17 protein-coding genes are annotated in these 19,030 nt (G+C 62.1%); 11 read left to right on the top strand and 6 right to left on the bottom strand.

Annotation, left to right across the window (positions count from 1 at the left end; translation table 11 throughout):
- The 11 genes from LDO54_RS14285 to LDO54_RS14230 form a co-directional block, all read left to right on the top strand.
- On the top strand, positions 1-181 hold a 181-nt coding region (locus LDO54_RS14285; protein WP_224011334.1), incomplete at its 5' end, for a hypothetical protein.
- A 142-nt stretch (positions 182-323) separates the two neighbouring features.
- On the top strand, positions 324-1,295 hold the full coding sequence (locus LDO54_RS14280) for an ABC transporter substrate-binding protein (protein WP_224011333.1): 972 nt from the start codon (positions 324-326) through the stop codon (positions 1,293-1,295).
- Positions 1,296-1,354: 59 nt separating this feature from the next.
- A complete protein-coding gene (locus tag LDO54_RS14275) occupies positions 1,355-2,380 on the top strand; it encodes an amidohydrolase family protein (RefSeq protein WP_224011332.1) in 1,026 nt (341 codons plus the stop codon).
- An 11-nt stretch (positions 2,381-2,391) separates the two neighbouring features.
- Positions 2,392-3,237 carry an amidohydrolase family protein gene (locus LDO54_RS14270; protein WP_224011331.1) on the top strand — a complete coding sequence of 282 codons (846 nt, stop codon included), beginning with the start codon at positions 2,392-2,394 and terminating at the stop codon, positions 3,235-3,237.
- Between the two features lie 108 nt (positions 3,238-3,345).
- Positions 3,346-4,203, top strand: coding sequence for an HpcH/HpaI aldolase family protein (locus LDO54_RS14265; RefSeq protein ID WP_224011330.1), 858 nt, complete (start codon positions 3,346-3,348; stop codon positions 4,201-4,203).
- On the top strand, positions 4,203-5,753 hold the full coding sequence (locus LDO54_RS14260; protein WP_224011329.1) for an acetolactate synthase large subunit: 1,551 nt from the start codon (positions 4,203-4,205) through the stop codon (positions 5,751-5,753). The genes LDO54_RS14265 and LDO54_RS14260 overlap by 1 nt, the downstream gene beginning before the upstream one ends.
- A 66-nt stretch (positions 5,754-5,819) precedes the next feature.
- Complete coding sequence (locus LDO54_RS14255; protein ID WP_224011327.1) at positions 5,820-6,713, top strand: phosphate ABC transporter substrate-binding protein; 894 nt, start codon at positions 5,820-5,822, stop codon at positions 6,711-6,713.
- Positions 6,714-6,794: 81 nt separating this feature from the next.
- Positions 6,795-8,093 carry an MFS transporter gene (locus LDO54_RS14250; protein ID WP_224011326.1) on the top strand — a complete coding sequence of 433 codons (1,299 nt, stop codon included), beginning with the start codon at positions 6,795-6,797 and terminating at the stop codon, positions 8,091-8,093.
- Between the two features lie 85 nt (positions 8,094-8,178).
- Positions 8,179-9,429 carry an MFS transporter gene (locus tag LDO54_RS14245; protein ID WP_224011323.1) on the top strand — a complete coding sequence of 417 codons (1,251 nt, stop codon included), beginning with the start codon at positions 8,179-8,181 and terminating at the stop codon, positions 9,427-9,429.
- A 471-nt stretch (positions 9,430-9,900) separates the two neighbouring features.
- The gene (locus tag LDO54_RS14235) at positions 9,901-11,490 is read left to right on the top strand and encodes an aldehyde dehydrogenase (NADP(+)) (protein ID WP_224011314.1); all 1,590 of its coding nucleotides are present in this window, start codon (positions 9,901-9,903) and stop codon (positions 11,488-11,490) included.
- 233 nt (positions 11,491-11,723) lie between these two features.
- A complete protein-coding gene (locus tag LDO54_RS14230; protein ID WP_224011312.1) occupies positions 11,724-12,008 on the top strand; it encodes a DUF4148 domain-containing protein in 285 nt (94 codons plus the stop codon).
- Positions 12,009-12,062: 54 nt separating this feature from the next.
- Here the strand turns inward: LDO54_RS14230 and LDO54_RS14225 are convergent, their stop codons facing one another.
- From LDO54_RS14225 to LDO54_RS14200, 6 genes are all read right to left on the bottom strand, one after another.
- Positions 12,063-13,091: a porin gene (locus tag LDO54_RS14225; protein WP_224011310.1), complete on the bottom strand. Its 1,029-nt coding sequence runs from the start codon at positions 13,089-13,091 to the stop codon at positions 12,063-12,065.
- A 197-nt stretch (positions 13,092-13,288) separates the two neighbouring features.
- The gene (locus LDO54_RS14220) at positions 13,289-14,446 is read right to left on the bottom strand and encodes a lactonase family protein (protein WP_224011308.1); all 1,158 of its coding nucleotides are present in this window, start codon (positions 14,444-14,446) and stop codon (positions 13,289-13,291) included.
- 289 nt (positions 14,447-14,735) lie between these two features.
- Positions 14,736-15,656 carry a helix-turn-helix domain-containing protein gene (locus tag LDO54_RS14215; protein WP_224011306.1) on the bottom strand — a complete coding sequence of 307 codons (921 nt, stop codon included), beginning with the start codon at positions 15,654-15,656 and terminating at the stop codon, positions 14,736-14,738.
- 221 nt (positions 15,657-15,877) lie between these two features.
- Positions 15,878-16,903 (bottom strand): porin, encoded by a 1,026-nt coding sequence (locus tag LDO54_RS14210; RefSeq protein WP_224011304.1) that lies wholly within the window; start codon positions 16,901-16,903, stop codon positions 15,878-15,880.
- Positions 16,904-17,091: 188 nt separating this feature from the next.
- Positions 17,092-17,949 (bottom strand): HpcH/HpaI aldolase family protein, encoded by an 858-nt coding sequence (locus tag LDO54_RS14205; RefSeq protein ID WP_224011302.1) that lies wholly within the window; start codon positions 17,947-17,949, stop codon positions 17,092-17,094.
- Between the two features lie 30 nt (positions 17,950-17,979).
- Positions 17,980-18,966 (bottom strand): protocatechuate 3,4-dioxygenase, encoded by a 987-nt coding sequence (locus LDO54_RS14200; protein WP_224011300.1) that lies wholly within the window; start codon positions 18,964-18,966, stop codon positions 17,980-17,982.
- Positions 18,967-19,030 lie beyond the last annotated feature (64 nt).

Genomic DNA, 19,030 nt, shown 5'->3' with positions numbered 1-19,030 from the left:
CCCCGCACAGGGGCAACACATGCAGACCGACATGAAAACAGGTTCCAACGAACCCCGCAAAAAAGAGCCAGAAAAAACCCAGAAAAAAACACCAATAACCAAACACTCAACACACCGCTTCAGCAGGCCCAAAAACCCCACCCCCAAACCCAGCCCCGCAGGGCCTTTACCAAACAGTTAACCCCCCCGCAGGTTAATTCAATAGACGTAAAGCCCGCATAGCAAGATCATTCCACCAACGCAGGAACAAGCAAGGGCAAACGCAGCAAGCCAGCAATCCAGCACGCGCAGCCCAATAACTTCATACTCCAACGGAGACTGAATTGACCAAGAAAGTCCACCTGAAGCTCGCCATCGCCGAGCACCCGCACACCGCAGCGATCCGCGACGGCTCGATCCCCATCGAAGGCGTCGACGCCGAATTCATCACCGTCCATCCGCAGATCGGCGCCTTCCGCCGCATGGTCCGCGACGTGGAATTCGACGTCTGCGAACTCGCGCCCACCACCTACATCATCGCGCGCGCCTACGGCGCTCCCTTCGTCGCGCTGCCGATCTTCGTGGTGCGCCGCTTCCACCACGAGGGCCTGCTGGTGCGCCCCGACGCGGGCATCAAGACGCCCAAGGACCTCGAAGGCAAGAAGGTCGGCGTGCGCGCCTACTCGGTGACGACGGGCGTGTGGACGCGTCAGGTGCTGATCGACGAATTCGGTCTCGACACCTCGAAGGTCACCTGGGTCGTCGACGACGAAGAACACGTCACGCAACTGAAGCTGCCCTCGAACGTGATTCACACGCCGGCCGGCACGTCGCTCGCCGAGATGATGGCGAAGGGCGAGATCGTCGCGGGCTTCCACGGCAACGCAGGCATCGGCCGCACTGGCGATCCGACCGGCGGCTGGAAGGAAGTCGAGGCCGATTACCCGGATCTGCTGCCGGACGCGGCCGCACAAGAAGCCGAATACTATGCGCGCACGGGCGTCTATCCGATGCACGGCACCATCGTCGTGAAGGACTCGGTGCTGGCCGAGCATCCGTGGGTCGCCAAGTCGATCTACGACGCGTTCGACAAGGCCAAGAAGGACTGGCTCGCGAAGCTCAATGCAGGCGAGCTGACCGACAAGAAGAACAAGAAGTACGTAGAACTCCAGAAGATTGTCGGCAACGATCCGCTGCCGTACGGCATCGAGGAAAACCGCAAGACCATCGAGGCGCTCGAAGCCACGGCATTCAAGCAAGGGCTCACGCCGCGCCGCATGACGATGGACGAACTGTTCGTCGATCCGCGCGTTTAATGCTTGCCAAGTACGCGCTCAACGCGCGTACGCCTCTTGAATTCCGAACGGAAGAAAACATGATCATCGATTGCCACGGTCACTTCACGACCGTTCCCGCTTCGTTCCGCGACTGGCGCGCGAAGCAGATCGCCGCCGCCAACGATCCGGCCAACGCACCGGCACTCTCGGGCGCGCATGTGAGCGACGACGAGATCCGCGAAGGCGTCGGCAACGGCCAGCTGCGCCTGCAAAAGGAACGCGGCGGCGACCTCACGCTGTTCTCGCCGATCGCCGGCCTGATGAGCCATCACCTCGGCAACGAGCGCACCAGCCTCGAATGGGCCGAGGTGTCGAACAATCTCGTGCGCCGCGTGTGCGATATCTATTCCGACAACTTCGTGCCGGTATGCCAGCTGCCGCAATCGCCGCTCGCGCCGCCGAAGAATTCCGTGGCCGAACTGCGCCGCTGCGTCGAGGAAATGGGCTTCGTCGGCTGTAACCTGAATCCCGATCCGAGCGGTGGTTACTGGACCGGCAAGCCGATGACGGACCGCGAGTGGTATCCGCTCTACGAAGCGCTCTGCGATCTCGACGTACCTGCGATGATCCACGTGGCCGCATCGTGCAACGCTTGCCATCACGGCACGGGCGCACATTATCTGAACGCCGATACCTCGGTGTTCATGCAGCTGCTGCAAGGCAACGTGTTCAAGGACTTCCCGACGCTGCGTCTGGTGATTCCGCACGGCGGCGGCGCGGTGCCTTACCACTGGGGCCGTTATCGCGGCATGTCGCTGGAAATGATGGATCGTCCGCTGGAAGGACTGCTGAACAATATTTTCTTCGACACCTGCGTCTATCACCACCCGGGCGTGGAATTGCTGACCAAGGTTGTGCCGACGAGCAACGTGCTGTTCGGTTCGGAAATGATCGGCGCCGTGCGCGGCCGCGATCCGAATACCGGTGAGTATTTCGACGACACCAAGCGCTACGTCGACGCCTGCGAAGCACTGAGCGACGCCGACCGTCACGCGATTTTCGAAGGCAACGCACGCCGTGTCTATCCGCGCCTCGATGCGCTGCTCAAGTCCCGCGGCCTGTAATCACGCACACCATGAACTACATCGACATTCATCCGCACATCATCTCCAACGATGAAAAGCGTTATCCGCCCGCGCCGCTGTTCGGCAAGCGTTCGGACTGGTCGCAGGAACGCCCCAACACGGTCGAGGCGCTGATCGAGGCCATGGACGAAGCGGGCGTGGCGAAGGCCGCCGTCGTCCACTCGTCGACGACTTACGGCTTCGATAACAGCTACGTCGTGGACGGCTGCAATCAGTACAAGGACCGGCTCGTGGCCGTGGGTTCGGTCGACATGCTCGCCGACGATGTGCCCGCCGTCATCAAGGGTTGGGCCGACAAGGGTCTCGCAGGCCTGCGCATTTTCACGGGCGGCTCGACCAAGGATTTCGATCCGAGCGAACTCGACAATCCCAAGTCTTTCAAGGCATGGGAGATGCTCGCTGAACTGGGTCTGCCGATGTGCATCCAGACGGGCCCGATCGGCATGCCGCAGGTGCGCATGCTGGCGGAAAAATTTCCGACCGCGAAGATCGTGCTCGATCACCTGGGCCGCCCCGACGTGCTCGACGGCGCGCCGTATGCGAAAGCCGCAAGCCTGTTCGCGCTCGCCGATCTGCCGAACCTGTACATGAAGCTCACGCCGCGCATTTTCGGCGACGTGAAGAAGGAAAAGGCCAGCGCCGAGACATTCTTCCCGCGCGTGGTCGAAGCCTTCGGCGCGCAGCGCATGGCGTGGGGGTCGAACTTCCCGACCTCGCCGGGCAAGCTCTCGGAGATTCTCGCCGATGCACAAGCGGGCCTCGCCTGCCTGAGCGACGACGAACGCGCCTGGATTTTCGGCAAGACGGCGCAGACGCTGTATCCGGCGCTCGCTTGATTGCCGGATTCATCGAACGCGTTTTAGCGAAGCACGCCCAACCTGCACACAGCCGCGCGTGCGCCGCGATTCAAAGCGGCGCGCGCGCGGCGAAAGAGAGAGATTCCCATGTCCACGATTCGCCTGAACAGCATCATTCGCGCGCTCGAGTCGGGCAAGGCCGCGCACGCTGCCTTTTCCAAACTCGACAAGCAGACCGCCATCGAAATGAGCGACGCTCCTTACGACGGCCTCGTTTTCGAAATGGAGCACAACCCGTATGACGTGAGCGCGCTGGGCGATGCGTTCCAGTACCTGCTCAACCGCAAGCAGATCGCCGAATCGGGTTCGGTGGCCACCAAGGTCACGCCGATCGCGCGCATTCCGGCCAACGGCATCGAGATGAACCAGAGCTTCGCCAAGCAGGTGCTCGATCGCGGCGCGTACGGCGTGATCTGGCCGCACGTCGCGACCGTCGAGCAGGCGTATAACGCGGTGGCGTCGTGCCGCTATGCGCGTCCGAAGCACGCGCCGCTGTACGAGCCGAAGGGCGTGCGCGGCGACGGCCCGGCCAACGCGGCGCGTTACTGGGGTCTCTCGATGCAGGAATACTACGAGAAGGCCGACGTCTGGCCGCTCGCGCCGCAAGGCGAAATTCTCGTGGGCCTGATGTGCGAGAGCACGCAGGCGATCGAGAATCTCGACGATATTCTCGCGAATGTGCCGGGCATCGGCTTCATTCTGATTGGCGAGGGCGATCTGTCCCAGGAACTGGGCCTGCCGCGTCAATACGAGCATCCTGAAGTGCTCGACGCGATGCGCCAGATCGTCGAGACCTGCAAGAAGCGCAACGTGATCGTCGGCCATCCGCACGTCACGGCGAAGAACCATCGTCGTCTCGCCGAGGAAGGTTATCGCTTCCTGATGTCTGCGCCGCAGCGCACGTACGGCGTCGTGGGTCTCGCGCGCGAGATGGCGGGTTACTGATGAACGGCGCCGAAAGTCTCGTCGCGACCCTGGTCGAACAGGACGTCGACATCTGCTTCGCGAATCCGGGCACCTCGGAGATGCACTTCCTCGCGGCGCTGGGCGGCAACCCCGGCATGCGCAGTGTGCTGTGCCTGTTCGAAGGCGTGGCCACGGGTGCCGCCGACGGCTGGTATCGCATGAAGGACAAGCCGGCGTCGACGCTGCTGCATCTCGGGCCGGGTCTCGCGAACGGTCTCGCGAATATCCATAACGCGAAGCGCGCGTCGTCGGGCATGGTCAACGTGGTGGGCGAGCATTCGGCTTCGCATCTGAAGTACGATCCGCCGCTCACTTCCGATATCGAAGGTCTCGCGCGTCCGTTGAGCCACTGGGTCCGGCGCGCGGAATCGGCCGATAGCATCGCGTGGGATACGGCCCAGGCGGTCGCGAAGGCGAGCGAGCATCCGGGGCAGATCGCTACGCTGATCCTGCCCGGCGATACGTCGTGGCAACGTACGGACTCCGAACGTGTTTTGCCGGCGTCGGTAGAAAGCCGCCGCAAGACGCCGAGCGCCGCGCGCATCGAACACGTGGCGCGCGTGCTGCGCTCGGGTGAGCCGACGCTGATCATTCTCGCCAACAAGGCGACGCGCGGCGAAGCGCTCGAACGCGCGGGCCAGGTTGCCGCCGCGACCGGCGCGCAACTGGGCTCGCAGTTCTTCACCGCGCGTATCGAACGCGGCGCGGGACACGTGCCCATCGCGCGCATTCCGTACGCGGTGCCGCTGGCGCAGGCGTTCCTGAAAGACTTCAAGCACATCGTCACGGTGGAGACGAGCGAGCCGGTGGCGTTCTTCGCGTACCCGGACAAGCCGAGTCTGCTGAAGGCCGAAGGCACGCTGGTGCATCCGCTCGTCGAGGAAGACGAGGACAGCGAACTCGCGTTCGAGATGCTGCTGGAAGCGCTGGGCGCGACCGGCACGGCGCCGCGTTTGCAGGCGCGTATCGAAACGCCGGTGCCGACGGGCGCGCTCAATCCCACGAGCATCGCGCATGCCCTGGCGGCGGCGCTGCCGGAGCACTGCATCGTCGTCGACGAGTCGCTGACCACGGGCCGCGAATCGATGAACCTGACGATGGGCGCGCGTCCGCACGACCTGATCAACAACATGGGCGGCTCGATCGGCTATTCGACGCCGGTTGCCACCGGCGCGGCGCTGGCCTGCCCGGACCGGCGCGTGTTCTGCATGGTCGGCGACGGCAGCGCGATGTACACGATCCAGTCGCTGTGGACCCAGGCACGCGAGAACCTGAACGTCACGACGATCATCTTCGCCAATAACAGCTACGCGATCCTCAAGGCCGAGTACGCGAACATGGGCGCGGGCACGCCGGGCGAGCGCGCGCTCTCGATGATCGACATCGACAACCCGCGCATCGACTGGCTGGCAATGGCGAAAAGCATGGGCGTGCCGGGCGTTGCCGTGGAGACGGCCGAGGACTTCTACAAGGCGATGAACGATTCGGTTCGCGAGCCGGGTCCGCGCCTGATCGAAGTGCGGCTGTAAATCGAATTCCGATATCAGCGGATAGCACGCGATATCAACCGATACCAAACACCAGGAGAGACATTCATGACAACGAGTTTCACGGGCGTGCCGACGCTGCGCACCAATCTGTCCGAATACGCGGTGACGAAGGCCATGCGCGACGGCCGCGTGCGCTCCGATCTCGTGACGCTGGACTTTTGCGGCCCGACGCCCGCGCACAACGGCTTCAAGGCAATGGTGCGCGAAAGCAAGTTCGACGCGGGCGAACTCGCGATCGTCACCTTCCTGCAGGCCAAAGCCTACGGCAAGCCTTACGTGCTGCTGCCCGCGCCGATTTCGGGCCGGTTCCAGCATCACTGCGCAGGCTACAACATCGATTTTGGCCATCTCGATCCTAAGGATATCGAAGGAAAGAAGGTGGGCGTGCGCACCTACACGCAAACCACGGCGCTGTGGATTCGCGGTATTCTTCGCCATGAATATGGCGTGGATCTCGACAAGGTCACGTGGATGACGCTCGGCGACGGCCATCTCGCCGAGTACAGCGATCCGTCGAATTGCGAGCGCCTGCCCGCCGGTTCCTCGATTCCCGAAATGATGCTCAAGGGCGAACTGGCCGCCGCGCTGCTCGGCGAGGACATGCCGAAGGACGAGCGCGTGCGCACGCTGGTGCCGGACGCGCACGCATCCGCGAAGGACTGGTTCGCGCGCACGGGCGTGGTGCCGATCAATCATATGTTCGCGGTGCACACGGATCTGACGAAAGCGCGCCCTGATATCGTGCGCGAGATTTATCGCATGATTGCGGAAAGCCGCTCGCTCGCCGAAGGCGTGCCCGCGATCTTCCCGCCGATCGGGCTGGAAGCGAACCGCAAGGGCCTGCAATTGGCAATCGACTGGGCGCTCGATCAGAAGATCATTCCGCACCGCATGAGCGTCGACGAACTGTTCGACGATGTGACGGGCAGCCTGGGCTGATTTTTCCCGCTGTTCCCGCTGTTCGAGCGATGGCGCGAATTGGCGCGCCGATAAAAAATCCGGAGACAGAAGTTGGAGATCATGCAACGACAGCCAGCGCGCGACGCGAACCGCTGGGGCATCCTCGTGCTGCTCGCGCTCGGGCTGATGATCTCCTTCGTCGATCGCACGAGCATGTCGGCCGCGCTCGCGGATCATCACTTCGTGCATGAGTTCGCGCTCACGCACGTCGAGCGCGGCTGGCTCGGTTCGGCGATGTTCTGGTCCTATGGCCTGATGCAGATGCCGATGGGCTGGATCGTCGACCGCTATGGCGTGAAGTGGCCGTACAGCGTGTGCTTTCTGCTGTGGTGTCTTGCGGCCGCGGCAACGGGCGTCGTCACCACGTTGTCGGCGCTGATACTCGTGCGGCTGCTGATCGGCGTCGCCGAGGCGGTGGTCGTGCCCGCCACCTATCGCTATCTCGCTGACAACTTCGACGAGGCGCATAAGGGCACGGCGCTCGGCATCTATTCGATTGGCGGCAAGATGGGACCGGCGCTGGGCGCGCCGATCGCGGCCTGGCTGATCGCCACGAGCTCGTGGAAGGCGATGTTCGTCGTGACCGGACTCGCCGGACTGCTCTGGCTGGTGCCGTGGCAATGGATGCTCAAGAGTGATTTTCCGTCGCGCGAGGAACTGGCGGCGGCGCGGCGTCGTGCGGCTTCGGTGCCGTTGCGCAATCTGCTCGTGAGCCCGGTGGTGTGGGGCGGGCTCATCACGAACTTCTGCTACAGCTATTTCGTGTTCTATTGCATGACGTGGATGCCCGCGTACCTGGTCGAGCAGCGCGGGCTCTCGTTGCGGCAGTCGGGCGTGTATACGTTTTTCAGCTTTGCTGGAATCGCCATCGTGGCCGCGCTGGCGGGCTGGGCGGCGGACCGTTTGATCGCGCGCGGCCACGACGCCGTGAAGATACGCAAGGCGTTTATCGTGACCGGGTTCATCAGCGGCACGACGGTATTGATGGGCGCGTATGCGAACACGCCGCAGGAAGCGCTGTTCTGGAATATTGCTTCGCTTTCCTTATTAGGTCTCGTGACCGCGAATAATCTCGCGCTGGTGAAACTCACGCTGATACCGAAACAGGCCGTGGGTTTGAATACCGGCTTGCAGCAAGTGGCCACCAGTCTCGCGGGCGGCGTTTCCGCCAGTCTCTCGGGCTGGCTGCTGCACGTGGGGCACAGCTATACGCTGCCGATGTCGGCGATTTTCGTATTTCTGCTGCTCGGAGCCACGAGCACCGTGGTATTGCTGCGCCGAAAGTGGGCGCCGAAAGTCAACGAAACCGAACAAGCCGCCCCGGAAAACGAGGCGCATTCCTTCCGCGCGGAGTCGTGATCGGGCCGCATCGCCGTGGTTTGACGCCAGCCATCGTTTAAAAAACTCACACTGATATTTACAACAAGCAAGGCTGGAAGCCGTCATGAGTCGATTCAAAGAACCCGCCGTGGCGGCGCTCGATGCGCATCCCGGTCTGGCGCCGTTGTTGCGCCACGCGCCGCTCACGCGCTTTCTGAGCGCGCGCGTCGGCTCCATCGCCGCGCAGCAGATGCTCATGCTCGCGATCAGCTGGCATATGTACGACCTCACGGGGAGCGCGTGGTATCTCGGCCTCGTGGGCCTGTTTCAGTTCGTTCCCGGACTCGCCACGACGCTCGTGGCGGGACATTGCGCGGACCGCCTGCATCGCGGCCGCATCGTCGCTGTGTGTCTTGCGATTCAGGCCGCCATCGCAGCGCTGCTGGCCTTCTCGACGATCACGCATGCGGTGACGCGCGATCTGCTGCTGGGTCTTTCGCTGGTGCTCGGCGCGATACGTCCGTTTCAGATGTCGGGGCAACAGGCGCTGCTGCCGATGCTCGTACCGCAGAGTTTGCTCGCGCGCTCGATGGCGCTGAGCACGTCGGTGCAACAGGTGTGCGTGATCGCCGGCCCCGCGTTGGGTGGCTTGCTGTTCGCGACCGGCATCGAAGCGCTTTACCTCACTTGTGCCGCGCTGTTCTGCGTGAGCGCGGTGTTGTACGCGCTGATCCGCTACGACCACGTTGCGCCGCCGCGCGAGCCCGTGACGGCGGAAACGGTGCTGGCCGGCCTGCGTTTTGTCTGGAGCAATCCGCTGCTGCTGGGCGCCATTTCGCTCGATCTGTTCGGCGTGCTCTTTGGCGGCGCGACGGCGCTTTTGCCCGTCTATGCGAAGGAGATTCTGCACATGGGGCCGGAAGGGCTGGGCCTGCTGCGTTCCGCGCCCGCAGTGGGCGCGCTGGGTGTGGGCCTGTGGCTGTCGCGGCACGCGATTCGCAGCGGCGTGGGCAAAAAGCTGCTGATCGCCGTGGCGGTGTATGGCGGCGCCATCGTCGCGTTCGGGATTTCGCATTCGTTTGTTCTCTCGCTGCTGCTATTGGCGATTTCGGGCGGCGCGGACACGATCAGCGTGATCGTGCGTCAGACGCTGATTCAGCTCGAAACGCCGGATCGCATGCGTGGCCGCGTGTCGGCGGTGAACACGCTGTTTATCGGCGCGAGCAATCAACTCGGCGAATTCGAATCGGGTGTGACGGCAGCGGCGATGGGCGCAATCGGCGCGGTCGTGCTCGGCGGCTGCGCGACGATCGTCGTCAGCGTCGCGTGGAGCCGACTGTTCAAACCGTTGGCGCAGCGCGATACGCTGCATTGATTGCGCATCGACTTAACGTTTCGGTTAAAGCGCGGGCGATTACTTTCAATAGACGGCGCGCGCGCGTGAGCCGAAGATACCGGTTGCATTCTTCAATCGAGAAATGCCGGTTCAGGGCGTGGGTGTTGGCGCACGAAAGCTACGCAGCAGACGCTTCAGGGTGACGCCAACACGTTCGCGAAGCAGGGAGACGCTTATGAGCGGAAAGCGAAAATCACTTCGCGCGCTCGTCGACGACTGGCTCGGACAGAGCCGGCACCTCCGCGTGACGCGGCCCGGTCGCTCGAAATCCATGCCGTGGCGCGTGGTCAAGGTGGAAGTCGCGCGATCGTCTGGAACGATCGAGATTGCCTTCTTTCGCCACGCGGACGGCTCGTGGTGCGTTTATCCGCCATCTTCGCCGCCGCTCGTGCGCCCCGCAGTGAACTGGCTTTGCCATCAGCCATGAACAGGACGTTCCAGGATATTCATATGACTCTCAATGGCGACATGCTGATCGGCTTCGCTTCGGTGCGAGGCACGGAAGGCGAGCAGCGCGCATTCAATCCCGCGACCAACACGGAAATCGCGGAACCTCGATTCGGCATGGGCGGCGGCGCGGAAGTGGATCGCGCGGCCTCGCTCGCGACCGAGGCATTCGACGTTTATCGTAACGTTTCGCTCGAACGGCGCGCGGCGTTTCTCGAAGCCATTGCCGACCATATTCTCGAACTGGGCGACGCCTTGATCGAACGCGCGCACGCGGAGACCGGCTTGCCGGTTCAGCGTCTGCAAGGCGAGCGCGCGCGCACGGTCGGGCAATTGCGTTTGTTTGCGAAAGTGGTGCGCGACGGCCATTTCCTCGGCGCGACGATCGATCGTGCGCAACCGGAGCGTCAGCCGTTGCCGCGTTCGGATCTGCGTCTCGCGAAAGTGCCGCTCGGGCCGGTCGCCGTGTTCGGCGCGAGCAATTTTCCGCTGGCCTTTTCCGTGGCCGGCGGCGATACGGCTTCCGCGCTGGCCGCGGGCGCGCCCGTCATCGTGAAGGCGCACAGCGCGCATCTGGGCACGTCGGAACTCGTGGGCCGTGCGATTCAGCAAGCGGTGAAGGCGCAGGGTCTGCCTGAAGGCACGTTTTCGCTGCTGTTTGGCGCGGGCCGCAAACTCGGCGAAGCGCTCGTCTCGCATCCGGCGATCAAGGCGGTGGGTTTCACCGGTTCGCGCCAGGGCGGCATGGCACTGGTGCGTCTCGCCAATGCGCGCCCCGACCCGATTCCCGTCTATGCGGAAATGAGCAGCATTAATCCGGTGTTTCTGTTTCCCGCCGCGCTGGCGAATCGCGCCGAAACCATCGGCAAGGCATTCGCCGATTCGCTGACGATGGGCGCGGGCCAGTTCTGCACGAACCCCGGCCTCGTGCTCGCGGTGGATGGCCCCGATCTCGAACGCTTCATCGCAGCGGCGAGCGAGGCGTTGGCGAGCAAGCCCGCGCAAACGATGCTGACGCCCGGTATCTTCGATGCGTACTGCTCGGGTACGCAAAGCGCCGGCGCGATTCAAGGTGTGCAAAAAGTGGCCGAGGGCGTCCCGGCGGGCGAGCGTGCGAACGCGGCGCAGGCCGCGTTGTATGTCACCGATGCCGCGCGTCTGCTCGATGCACCGGAACTGGAAGCCGAAATGTTCGGTCCCGCTTCGGTGGTGGTGCGCGCGCGCGATTTCAACGAATTGCTGGAAATCGCCGAGCATGTCGAGGGGCAATTGACCGTCACCCTGCAAATCGACGCCGCCGACGTTGCCGAAGCGAAGCGCCTGTTGCCGGTGCTCGAACGCAAAGCGGGCCGCATTCTCGCGAACGGATTTCCGACTGGCGTGGAAGTGTGTCACGCCATGGTTCACGGCGGGCCGCATCCGTCGACGTCGAACGCGATGTACACCTCGGTTGGCGCGACCGCGATCGACCGCTTCCTGCGCCCGGTCTGTTATCAGGATCTGCCGGAAGCGTTGCTGCCGGAAGCGTTGCATGACGCGAATCCGCTGGGCGTGTGGCGTATTGTCGATGGCGAGCCCGTTGCTTCGATTTAATCGCCGGCGTTTTTAAATCGAGTGATGAGAGGCGAGATTCCTTTTGGGAATTTTGCCTCTTTCGCGTGCTGGAAAATGCAGGGTGTAGCGGTAAACGAAAATAATAATTTAGGTGTTTACCCTGATGTTTTGGTTTGCTAGACTGTGTTTGTTCGTAATGCTGATTAATTGGCGAAAGCCAGATGACGAAAGTCAGTCGGCGAATCTCAAACACACACGCAAGGCGGGCCAAAATGAAAAAGCTCAATCAAGTCGTTATCGCTGCTCTTGTTCTTGCTGCGCCGATCGTGTCGTTCGCCCAGCAAAGCCCGCAGCCGCTCACGCGCGCGGAAGTTCGCGCCAGCCTCATCGAGGCGGAGCGGGGTGGTTATGGTCCGCTCGACTGGACCGATTATCCGAACGGTCAAATGCAAGCCGCGCAGGTTAAAACGGCCGTGCAAAAGCCTGCTGGCGGCGATACGTCGGGCTTCGGCACGGTGGCGAATGGATCGTCGCAATCCGGCGACTTGAGCCGATGAAAATGCGGCACGCGTACCGGCGCTGCGCAAGGCAGGCCGATACGCGTCGCACATTTAGAACTTGTGCGTCAACCCAATGATGATGCCTTTGGCGGTTGCGCCAGGCGTGACGTCGATGCCCGAATACTCGGTGCCGTTGAGCGTATAAGCCGCTTCACCTCGATTGTCGATCAGACCCGCAGCCATATAGATCAGCGACGACTTCGAGAGGAAGTACTCGTAAGACAGGCCGAACTGCTGCGCATTGTTGCCATTGCCGGTCCGGTCATGCAAATAGCCGTACATCAGGGCAATTTCGTTGGCGGGATTGAACAGGTACGAGGCGGAGACAGAATACGTCGCTTCGTTCTGGCTGTGATCGGATTGCGTTTCCGTGTGATAGACGAAATAGAAACGCGCCGCGTCCACCTTGAGCGAAGTCGCCGCGGTAAAGACTTTCTGAACCGAGGTGCCGGCCGCGTTGTCCTGCTGATCGTAACCGGCCGCGATATGCCAAGGCCCGTTGATGTATTTGACCACGGCGTTATACGACTGAATGCCGTTCGAAGGCTTGGTGGTCGAATCGCGCAATGACACCAGTACTTGCGCGGTTAAGCCATGCCACTCCGGCGTGAAGTAGGAAATGGCATTGCTGGCGCGTACGGAGACGTCATCGAAATCATTGAGCGGCGAGGCAATGGATTTCGCGGCCAGTGGATCGAGTTCGCCGTCGAGATAAAGATATTGCGGTTTCTTTTGCCGTCCAAAACGGAATTCGCCGAAGCCGCCCGACATGCCGACCCATGCGAGACGGTTAAAGGCGTCGGCTGAATTCTGCGCTTCGCCATTCACGGCCGAAAAACCTTGCTCAAGCTGAAAATTGACATGAACGCCGCCGCCAATATCTTCATGTCCATAAAGGCCGTAGACGGTCGCGAACAGGCCGCCTGACGAGGCGCGAATCACGTGATTCGCGCCGCCGCCGCTTTGATACTCGATGCCGTTGTCGACAATGCCGTAGAGGGTGATGGAGGATTGGGCCTGCGCGGTGGAAAAAGCGCAAGACGAGACGACAGCAGACGCTGCGAGAAGGGTCCTTTTCATTTGTCTCCAGATTTTCTCTGTTTATTGATTCGACTATCGCAAATGGGAAATTGAAATCGCGATGTCGAATTTCTTGACTGCTATCTGGATAGTAGAAAAATAAAATGGACCAGTCCCTGTACTATATGATCATTCTCCGGCATTTTTCGGCGCGATTAATGCGCCGAGGAAAGGCAAAGTAAGTTTAAAGCGCGCGGTTATTTCACGAATGCAATGCTGGTGGGCGCGGGAATGGAAATTGATTGCTCGCTATCCGCAATCGTGCCGTCCTTCGGGTCGATACGAAACAGGCTCACGTTGCCGCTGCGCTGATTCGCGACGAACAGCCACTTGCCCGACGGATCAATGGCGAATCCCCACGGCTTGTCGCCGCCCGAGGGCGTGCGTTGCAATTCGGTGAGCTGCCCGCTGGCGCCGTCCACGCTATAGACAACGAGCGCATTTTCGCCGCGGTCTTCGACATAGATGAAGCGGCCGTCGCGGCTCATGGCCATTTCCGCGCCGCTCTTGACGCCCTCGAATCCCGGGCGGCTGATGGGCAGCGTTTGCACGGGTGTGAGTTGCGCGGCGGCGGCGTCCCAGCGCAACACCTGCAATTCCGCGCTCAATTCGGTCAGCACATAGGCGTACTGTCCCGTCGTTCCGAAAACGACGCGGCGCGGACCGCTGCCCGCCGGCATGACGAACGCGCGCGGCGCGCCTTCATCGAGTTGCGTCAGTGCGTGCGTGGCGCGATCGAAGCCGTAAATAAACACGCGGTCGGCGCCGAGATCGGGCACGAGCGCGTAGCGTCCCGAAGGGTCGATGGTGACGCCGTGCGCGTGCGCATCGGTCTGACGCGGGCTCGGGCCGGAGCCTTTTTCCGCAATCGTCGATTCGAGCGCGCCTACGCTGCCGTCGCGATTGACGGCGAGGCTCGATACGGAGCCGCTGTTGTAGTTCGCGCCGAGCAAGGTCGATGAGGGCGCATCGAAGTGCAGGAAGGTCGTGCCGCGGCCGCCGGTGAGCACGTCGTTGATGCGTTCGAGCGAGCCGGTGTCGCGATTCACGGCGTAAGCCGTCACGCTGCCTTCCTTGTCGCGGTCGTCGTTCACGGCATAGAGCACCGGCAGGTGCGGATGCGAGGCGACCCAGGTGGACTTCAATCCTTGTGCGACGGTGCCGACGTCGACGAACTTGCCGGTGGCCGCGTCGAAGCGCAGCGCATTAATCTGCTGATGCAGCGTGCCCACGTAGACGTATTCCGTATGGGAATCGGCCGCCGCAGTGGCGGCACAGGCGGAGAACACGCACGCGGTGAGGCCGACCAGGGCCGCGCGCTTTGCCAGGTTTGCTTGCGTTACGAATGGCGCCATATTCGAATGACCTGATTGAAAAGTGAGGGAATCGTTGAAACGCGAAAAGCGTATTCGCTGCACAAGTTTGGGTCCCTGCACAAATTCGGGATTCGCCAGCACTTTTCAATCGAACCAGGGAAGATACGGGGAAGGGCGATGGAAAATCGCGCGAGCACTGCCGGCAATGATTGCGTGCGTGCGCGCGCTGGCGATCGGTAATGGCAGGAAACGGCAGGAAACGGCGTCGATGCGCGATTGATACGCTTTCGACGCATTTTCAACGTGCTTTCGATGCGATGTCGATGTGCTATCGGCGTGCTTCGCTGCGGAACTGGCTGGGCGCCTGGCCCACTTCCCGGCGAAAGAAACGCGTGAAATAGGCGGCGTCGGCGAAACCTAGCATGAACGCAATCTGTTCCACCGACATATCACCGAAAATCAGCTCGCGCTTGGCCTCGGTGATAATGCGCGCGTGAATCATCTTCGTCGGGCTTTTTTCAGCGGCGGACGCGCAGGCGGCGCGCAATTGCACGAGCGATACCGCGAGCATCGACGCATATTGCTGGAGCGGCAGATTATCGCGGTAATGTTCGTCGATCAGTTTGCGAAAACGCTCCACCAGACGCACGTCGTTGCGCGCCACGGCGTCGTTGCCGGGTTGGTCGAGCTGGGCCTCGCGAACCAGCGTCAGCAGCAGCATCGTCAGCAACGCTTCGGTGCCGGTGACCTGCCCGACAGCATCGGATTCCACCTCTTGTTTCAGGCGCTGAATGAGGGCGTAGACCTCGTTGGCCGCCTCGGCGTGATAGGCAAACGGCACCATGCGCGGCGTGGACCACAGCGCGACGAACTCGCGCAGCCGCGCATTGACCTGAGTGAGATACGACACTTCCACCGTGACGACCCAGCGATCCACGTCGATCTCGTAGTCGAGCCCGTGTATGCATTCGGTCGGCACCAGCAGGGCGCACGGCCCTTCGAACGGCACGCTGCGTCCTTCGAGATTCATCACGCCGCGGCCGTTGCGCACGAAAATGAGTTGTCCATAGGCGGGATGCGCGTGCGGCGCGGTGCGCCAGCGGCCGCGTTCTGTCACGTGGCCGACATGCACGAACCAGTTTTCCTCCTCGGCAGGCTCGACGTACAGGCGAACCTTCGGGACCGTGCTCAAACGGTTTTCGCCGGCCGCTCTGTGCGTGGGCTTGCTGATCGTTGCGCCGTGGGCCATGAAGTCTCCTGGACGGCCGTGCGTGCGGCCGCCATTGCGATGGTTATTTCGCCGTAACGCTGTACCTTCTGGCCGGGTCCGCGTGCGACTTGCTCGATTTACCCCTTTAAAAAGGGACCGTGAAACTCGTCCTATTCTGTCATAGGCCGTCTTTCGTGGCGACCTGCGATATACCCCGATACCGGCGCGCGGAACTTTCCGGCGCCGGTTCGAGATGTGCGTCAGAACGTATGGACCATGCCGACAATGACGCCGCGCGTATTCGACCCCGGCGCCACCGTGACGCCCGCGTAGGACGTGCCGTTGAGCGTGAAGGCCGCCTTGTTGCGGTTTTCGATAAAGCCCGCCGATGCGTAGAGCGTCGTGCGCTTCGACAAATAGTGCTCGTAGGTCATGCCGATCTGCTGCGCATTGTTGCCGTTCCCGGTGCGGTCGTGCTCGTAGCCGTACATCAGCGCAAGCTGGTCGGCCGGACCGAAACTCCACGATCCCGAGGCCTCATACACGTCGCGCTTGATGCTGTTATCGGTCTGATGCTCGGTGTGATAGGCGAGATAGAAGCGCGCCGGTCCCGCGCCCACCGATGCGCCCGCGTTGAACACCTTCAGCGTGGAAGTGCCCGCGGCGTTGTCGGCTTCCTCATAGCCTGCCGCCACCCGGAACGGCCCGTTTTCGTAACGCACGGCGGCGTTGTAGAACTGCAGGCCGTTGCTCGGCTTGGTGGTGGAATCGCGCATCGCGACCATGAATTGCGCGGTCAGCCCATAGACCGTCGGCGTGAAGTAGGAGATCGCGTTGTTGACGCGGATGGTCAGCGAGTTGAAGTTGAGCATCGGCGAACCCATGCTCATGACGGCAACCGGGTCGAGTTCGCGATTCAGGAAAATATATTGCGGCGTGTTTTGCAGGCCGAAACGCACTTCGCCGAACGAACCCGACAGACCGACCCACGCCTGGCGATTGAAGGCGGCGGCCGAATTGGCGGCCGCGCCGGTCATGGCGGAAAAGCCTTGTTCGAGCTGGAAATTGACGTGTACACCGCCGCCGATATCCTCGGTGCCTTTGAAGCCATAGCGGCTCGCGAACAGACCGCCCGACGTGGCGCGCACGACCTTGCCCGCGCCGCCGTTCTGATATTCGATGCCATTGTCGATCACGCCATAAAGCGTGACGGACGATTGCGCCTGGGCAGTCTGGATGAGGCAGGCCGACGCCACGCCGGATGCCACGACTAGCATTCGCTTCATTGTTGTCTCCACGTTGATTTTATTTATTGCACGCTACCGGGCTGGATGGCCGGTGCTGAAACTGTTCGATCGACCTCGACTTGTTCGATTCGGATGACTAACCAACACGAAAAGAGAACCGCATTGAAAATGCGGTTCGCAGCGTCTGATTAGTGCGGAAGGCGGCTCAATAGCCGATCAAAAGCGGCTCAATACCCGGCCATTTCGCGCGCGGCACCGACGACGCCATAGGTGCGCGACGGCGCCGACATCAGGAAGCGATAACCTTCCTGAATGAGCCGTTGATGATTTTTCGCGGTGACGTGGGGATGGCCGACCACGACATTGTGCTTCTTGCAGGTCTCGACGATCTGCCGCATCGCGTCGAGCACTTCGGGATGTTCGTATTGACGCGGGAAACCGAGTTCCTGGCTCAGATCGCCTTCGCCGATCAGAATCAGCCCGATGCCGGGCACATTCGCCAGAATGTCGTCGAGGTTTTCGATGGCCTGCGTGCTTTCACACATCAGGCCCACGAGAATTTCGCCGTGCGGTGCGAGCGGCCAGACATCGGCCACCTCGTAATACTCCGGCATCGACAAACCCCAATAACGCGCCGCGTTGGCGGGGCCGTCGCCGCGCACGCCTTTCGGCTCATACAGCGGCGCGTGTTTGGGACGCGCATAGCGGCACGAAGCGACAGCGTTATAGGCCTGCTCGACCGTCGCGACGTGCGGCCAGATCACACCATAAGCGCCGCGATCCAGCACCTGTTTGGCGAAGCTCTGGTTCATCTCCGCGCCATTCGCCGGAATACGCGCGATGGGCGTCACGCGCGGCGCGACCGAGCCGCTTTCGGCAATCTGCTTGCGGCTGAGCATGTATTGCAGCGCATCGCCGAATGCGGCCACGTCGTACGGGTTGTGCTCCATTTCGAACACGACGCCGTCATAAGGCGCATCGCTCATTTCGATCGCGCTCTGCTTGTCGAGCTTCGAGAAAGCGGCGTACGCCGCCTTGCCCGATTCAAATGCGCGGATCATGCCGTTAATGCGGGTGTTGCTCATCGCTCTGCCTCTCTGCTTGCGAATGCTGCGTTATTCGTCCGCTTTCCAGTACATGAAGCCCATGCCTTCGCCGGTGCCCGCAGGCGTGCGCCAGCAGGGCACGTAATCGACCAGCGTCATTTCCGCGCCGGTTTCTTCGACCGCCTTCATCACGCTCACGTAGAGCTTGATTTCCGACGTGCCGGATTGATACGAGCGGTCGTCCACGGCGGCGAGGCCGTCGTAGTCGTACGTCGCCAGCATCTTCATGATGCGATGATCGAATTCTTCGTCGTTGACGAAATGCGAGAGGCCGCCCGAGGCGAAAATGCCCACGCGCACGTCGGCGGGCCAGGCCGTGATCGCATCGCGCAGCACGCGGCCGAATTCGATGCAGCGCGACATCGAAGGCTGCGTCGGCGGATAGAAGCAGTTCATGATGATCGGCACGTGCGGCGGCGGATTGTCGTCCATGATCTGGTGATAGACGAAGCTATACGCGTGCGGCGCGACCGGATATTCGGGCAGCGGCTTCATCCAGACGTTGTCGGGCCACGCGAACAGATCGGTGAGATCGAAGCCTTCCGTCTGGAAGTGGTTGATCAGGTACGCGGCCAGTTCGGGATGGCACGCGTGCGTGACATGGCGGTCGGGCGCGTAGACGGGGCGTTGCGGCGGGCCGTTGTGGACTTCCGCACCGCTATAGATCGCGATGGAAGGGGAGAAGTCGGTGAAAATTTCCTTCTGGTCCTTGCCGAGAATGATCGCCACATCGATCTTGGCTTCGCGGTAAGCGGCCGCCATCTTGTCGAGCGCGACGCGGCAACGCGCGGCGCGCGCCGTGCGCTCCTCCAGCGTGAGGAACGGCGCGAATGCCGCTTCGCGGTGCGCTTCCAGTTCGGGATAGGTCCACGTGCGGTTGCGGAACCACAGCTCAGGATTATTGCGGTCGCGCTCGCCGTTCTTGAGCCAGTCTTCCGGTGCCTGGCCGAGCATGCCGCTATGCGGTACTGCCATCCCGAATACGATTTTCGCCATATCAGTTGTTTCCAGTGTTCAAACGGTCGCCACGGTCAGGGCCGCGGCCACGAAAGTAGAGGCG

The sequence above is a fragment of the Paraburkholderia tropica genome, from assembly GCF_914484835.1.
GTDB lineage: Bacteria > Pseudomonadota > Gammaproteobacteria > Burkholderiales > Burkholderiaceae > Paraburkholderia > Paraburkholderia tropica_A.
The sequence above is the reverse complement of the archived record's forward strand: the minus strand, read 5'-3'. Positions and strand labels throughout refer to the sequence as shown.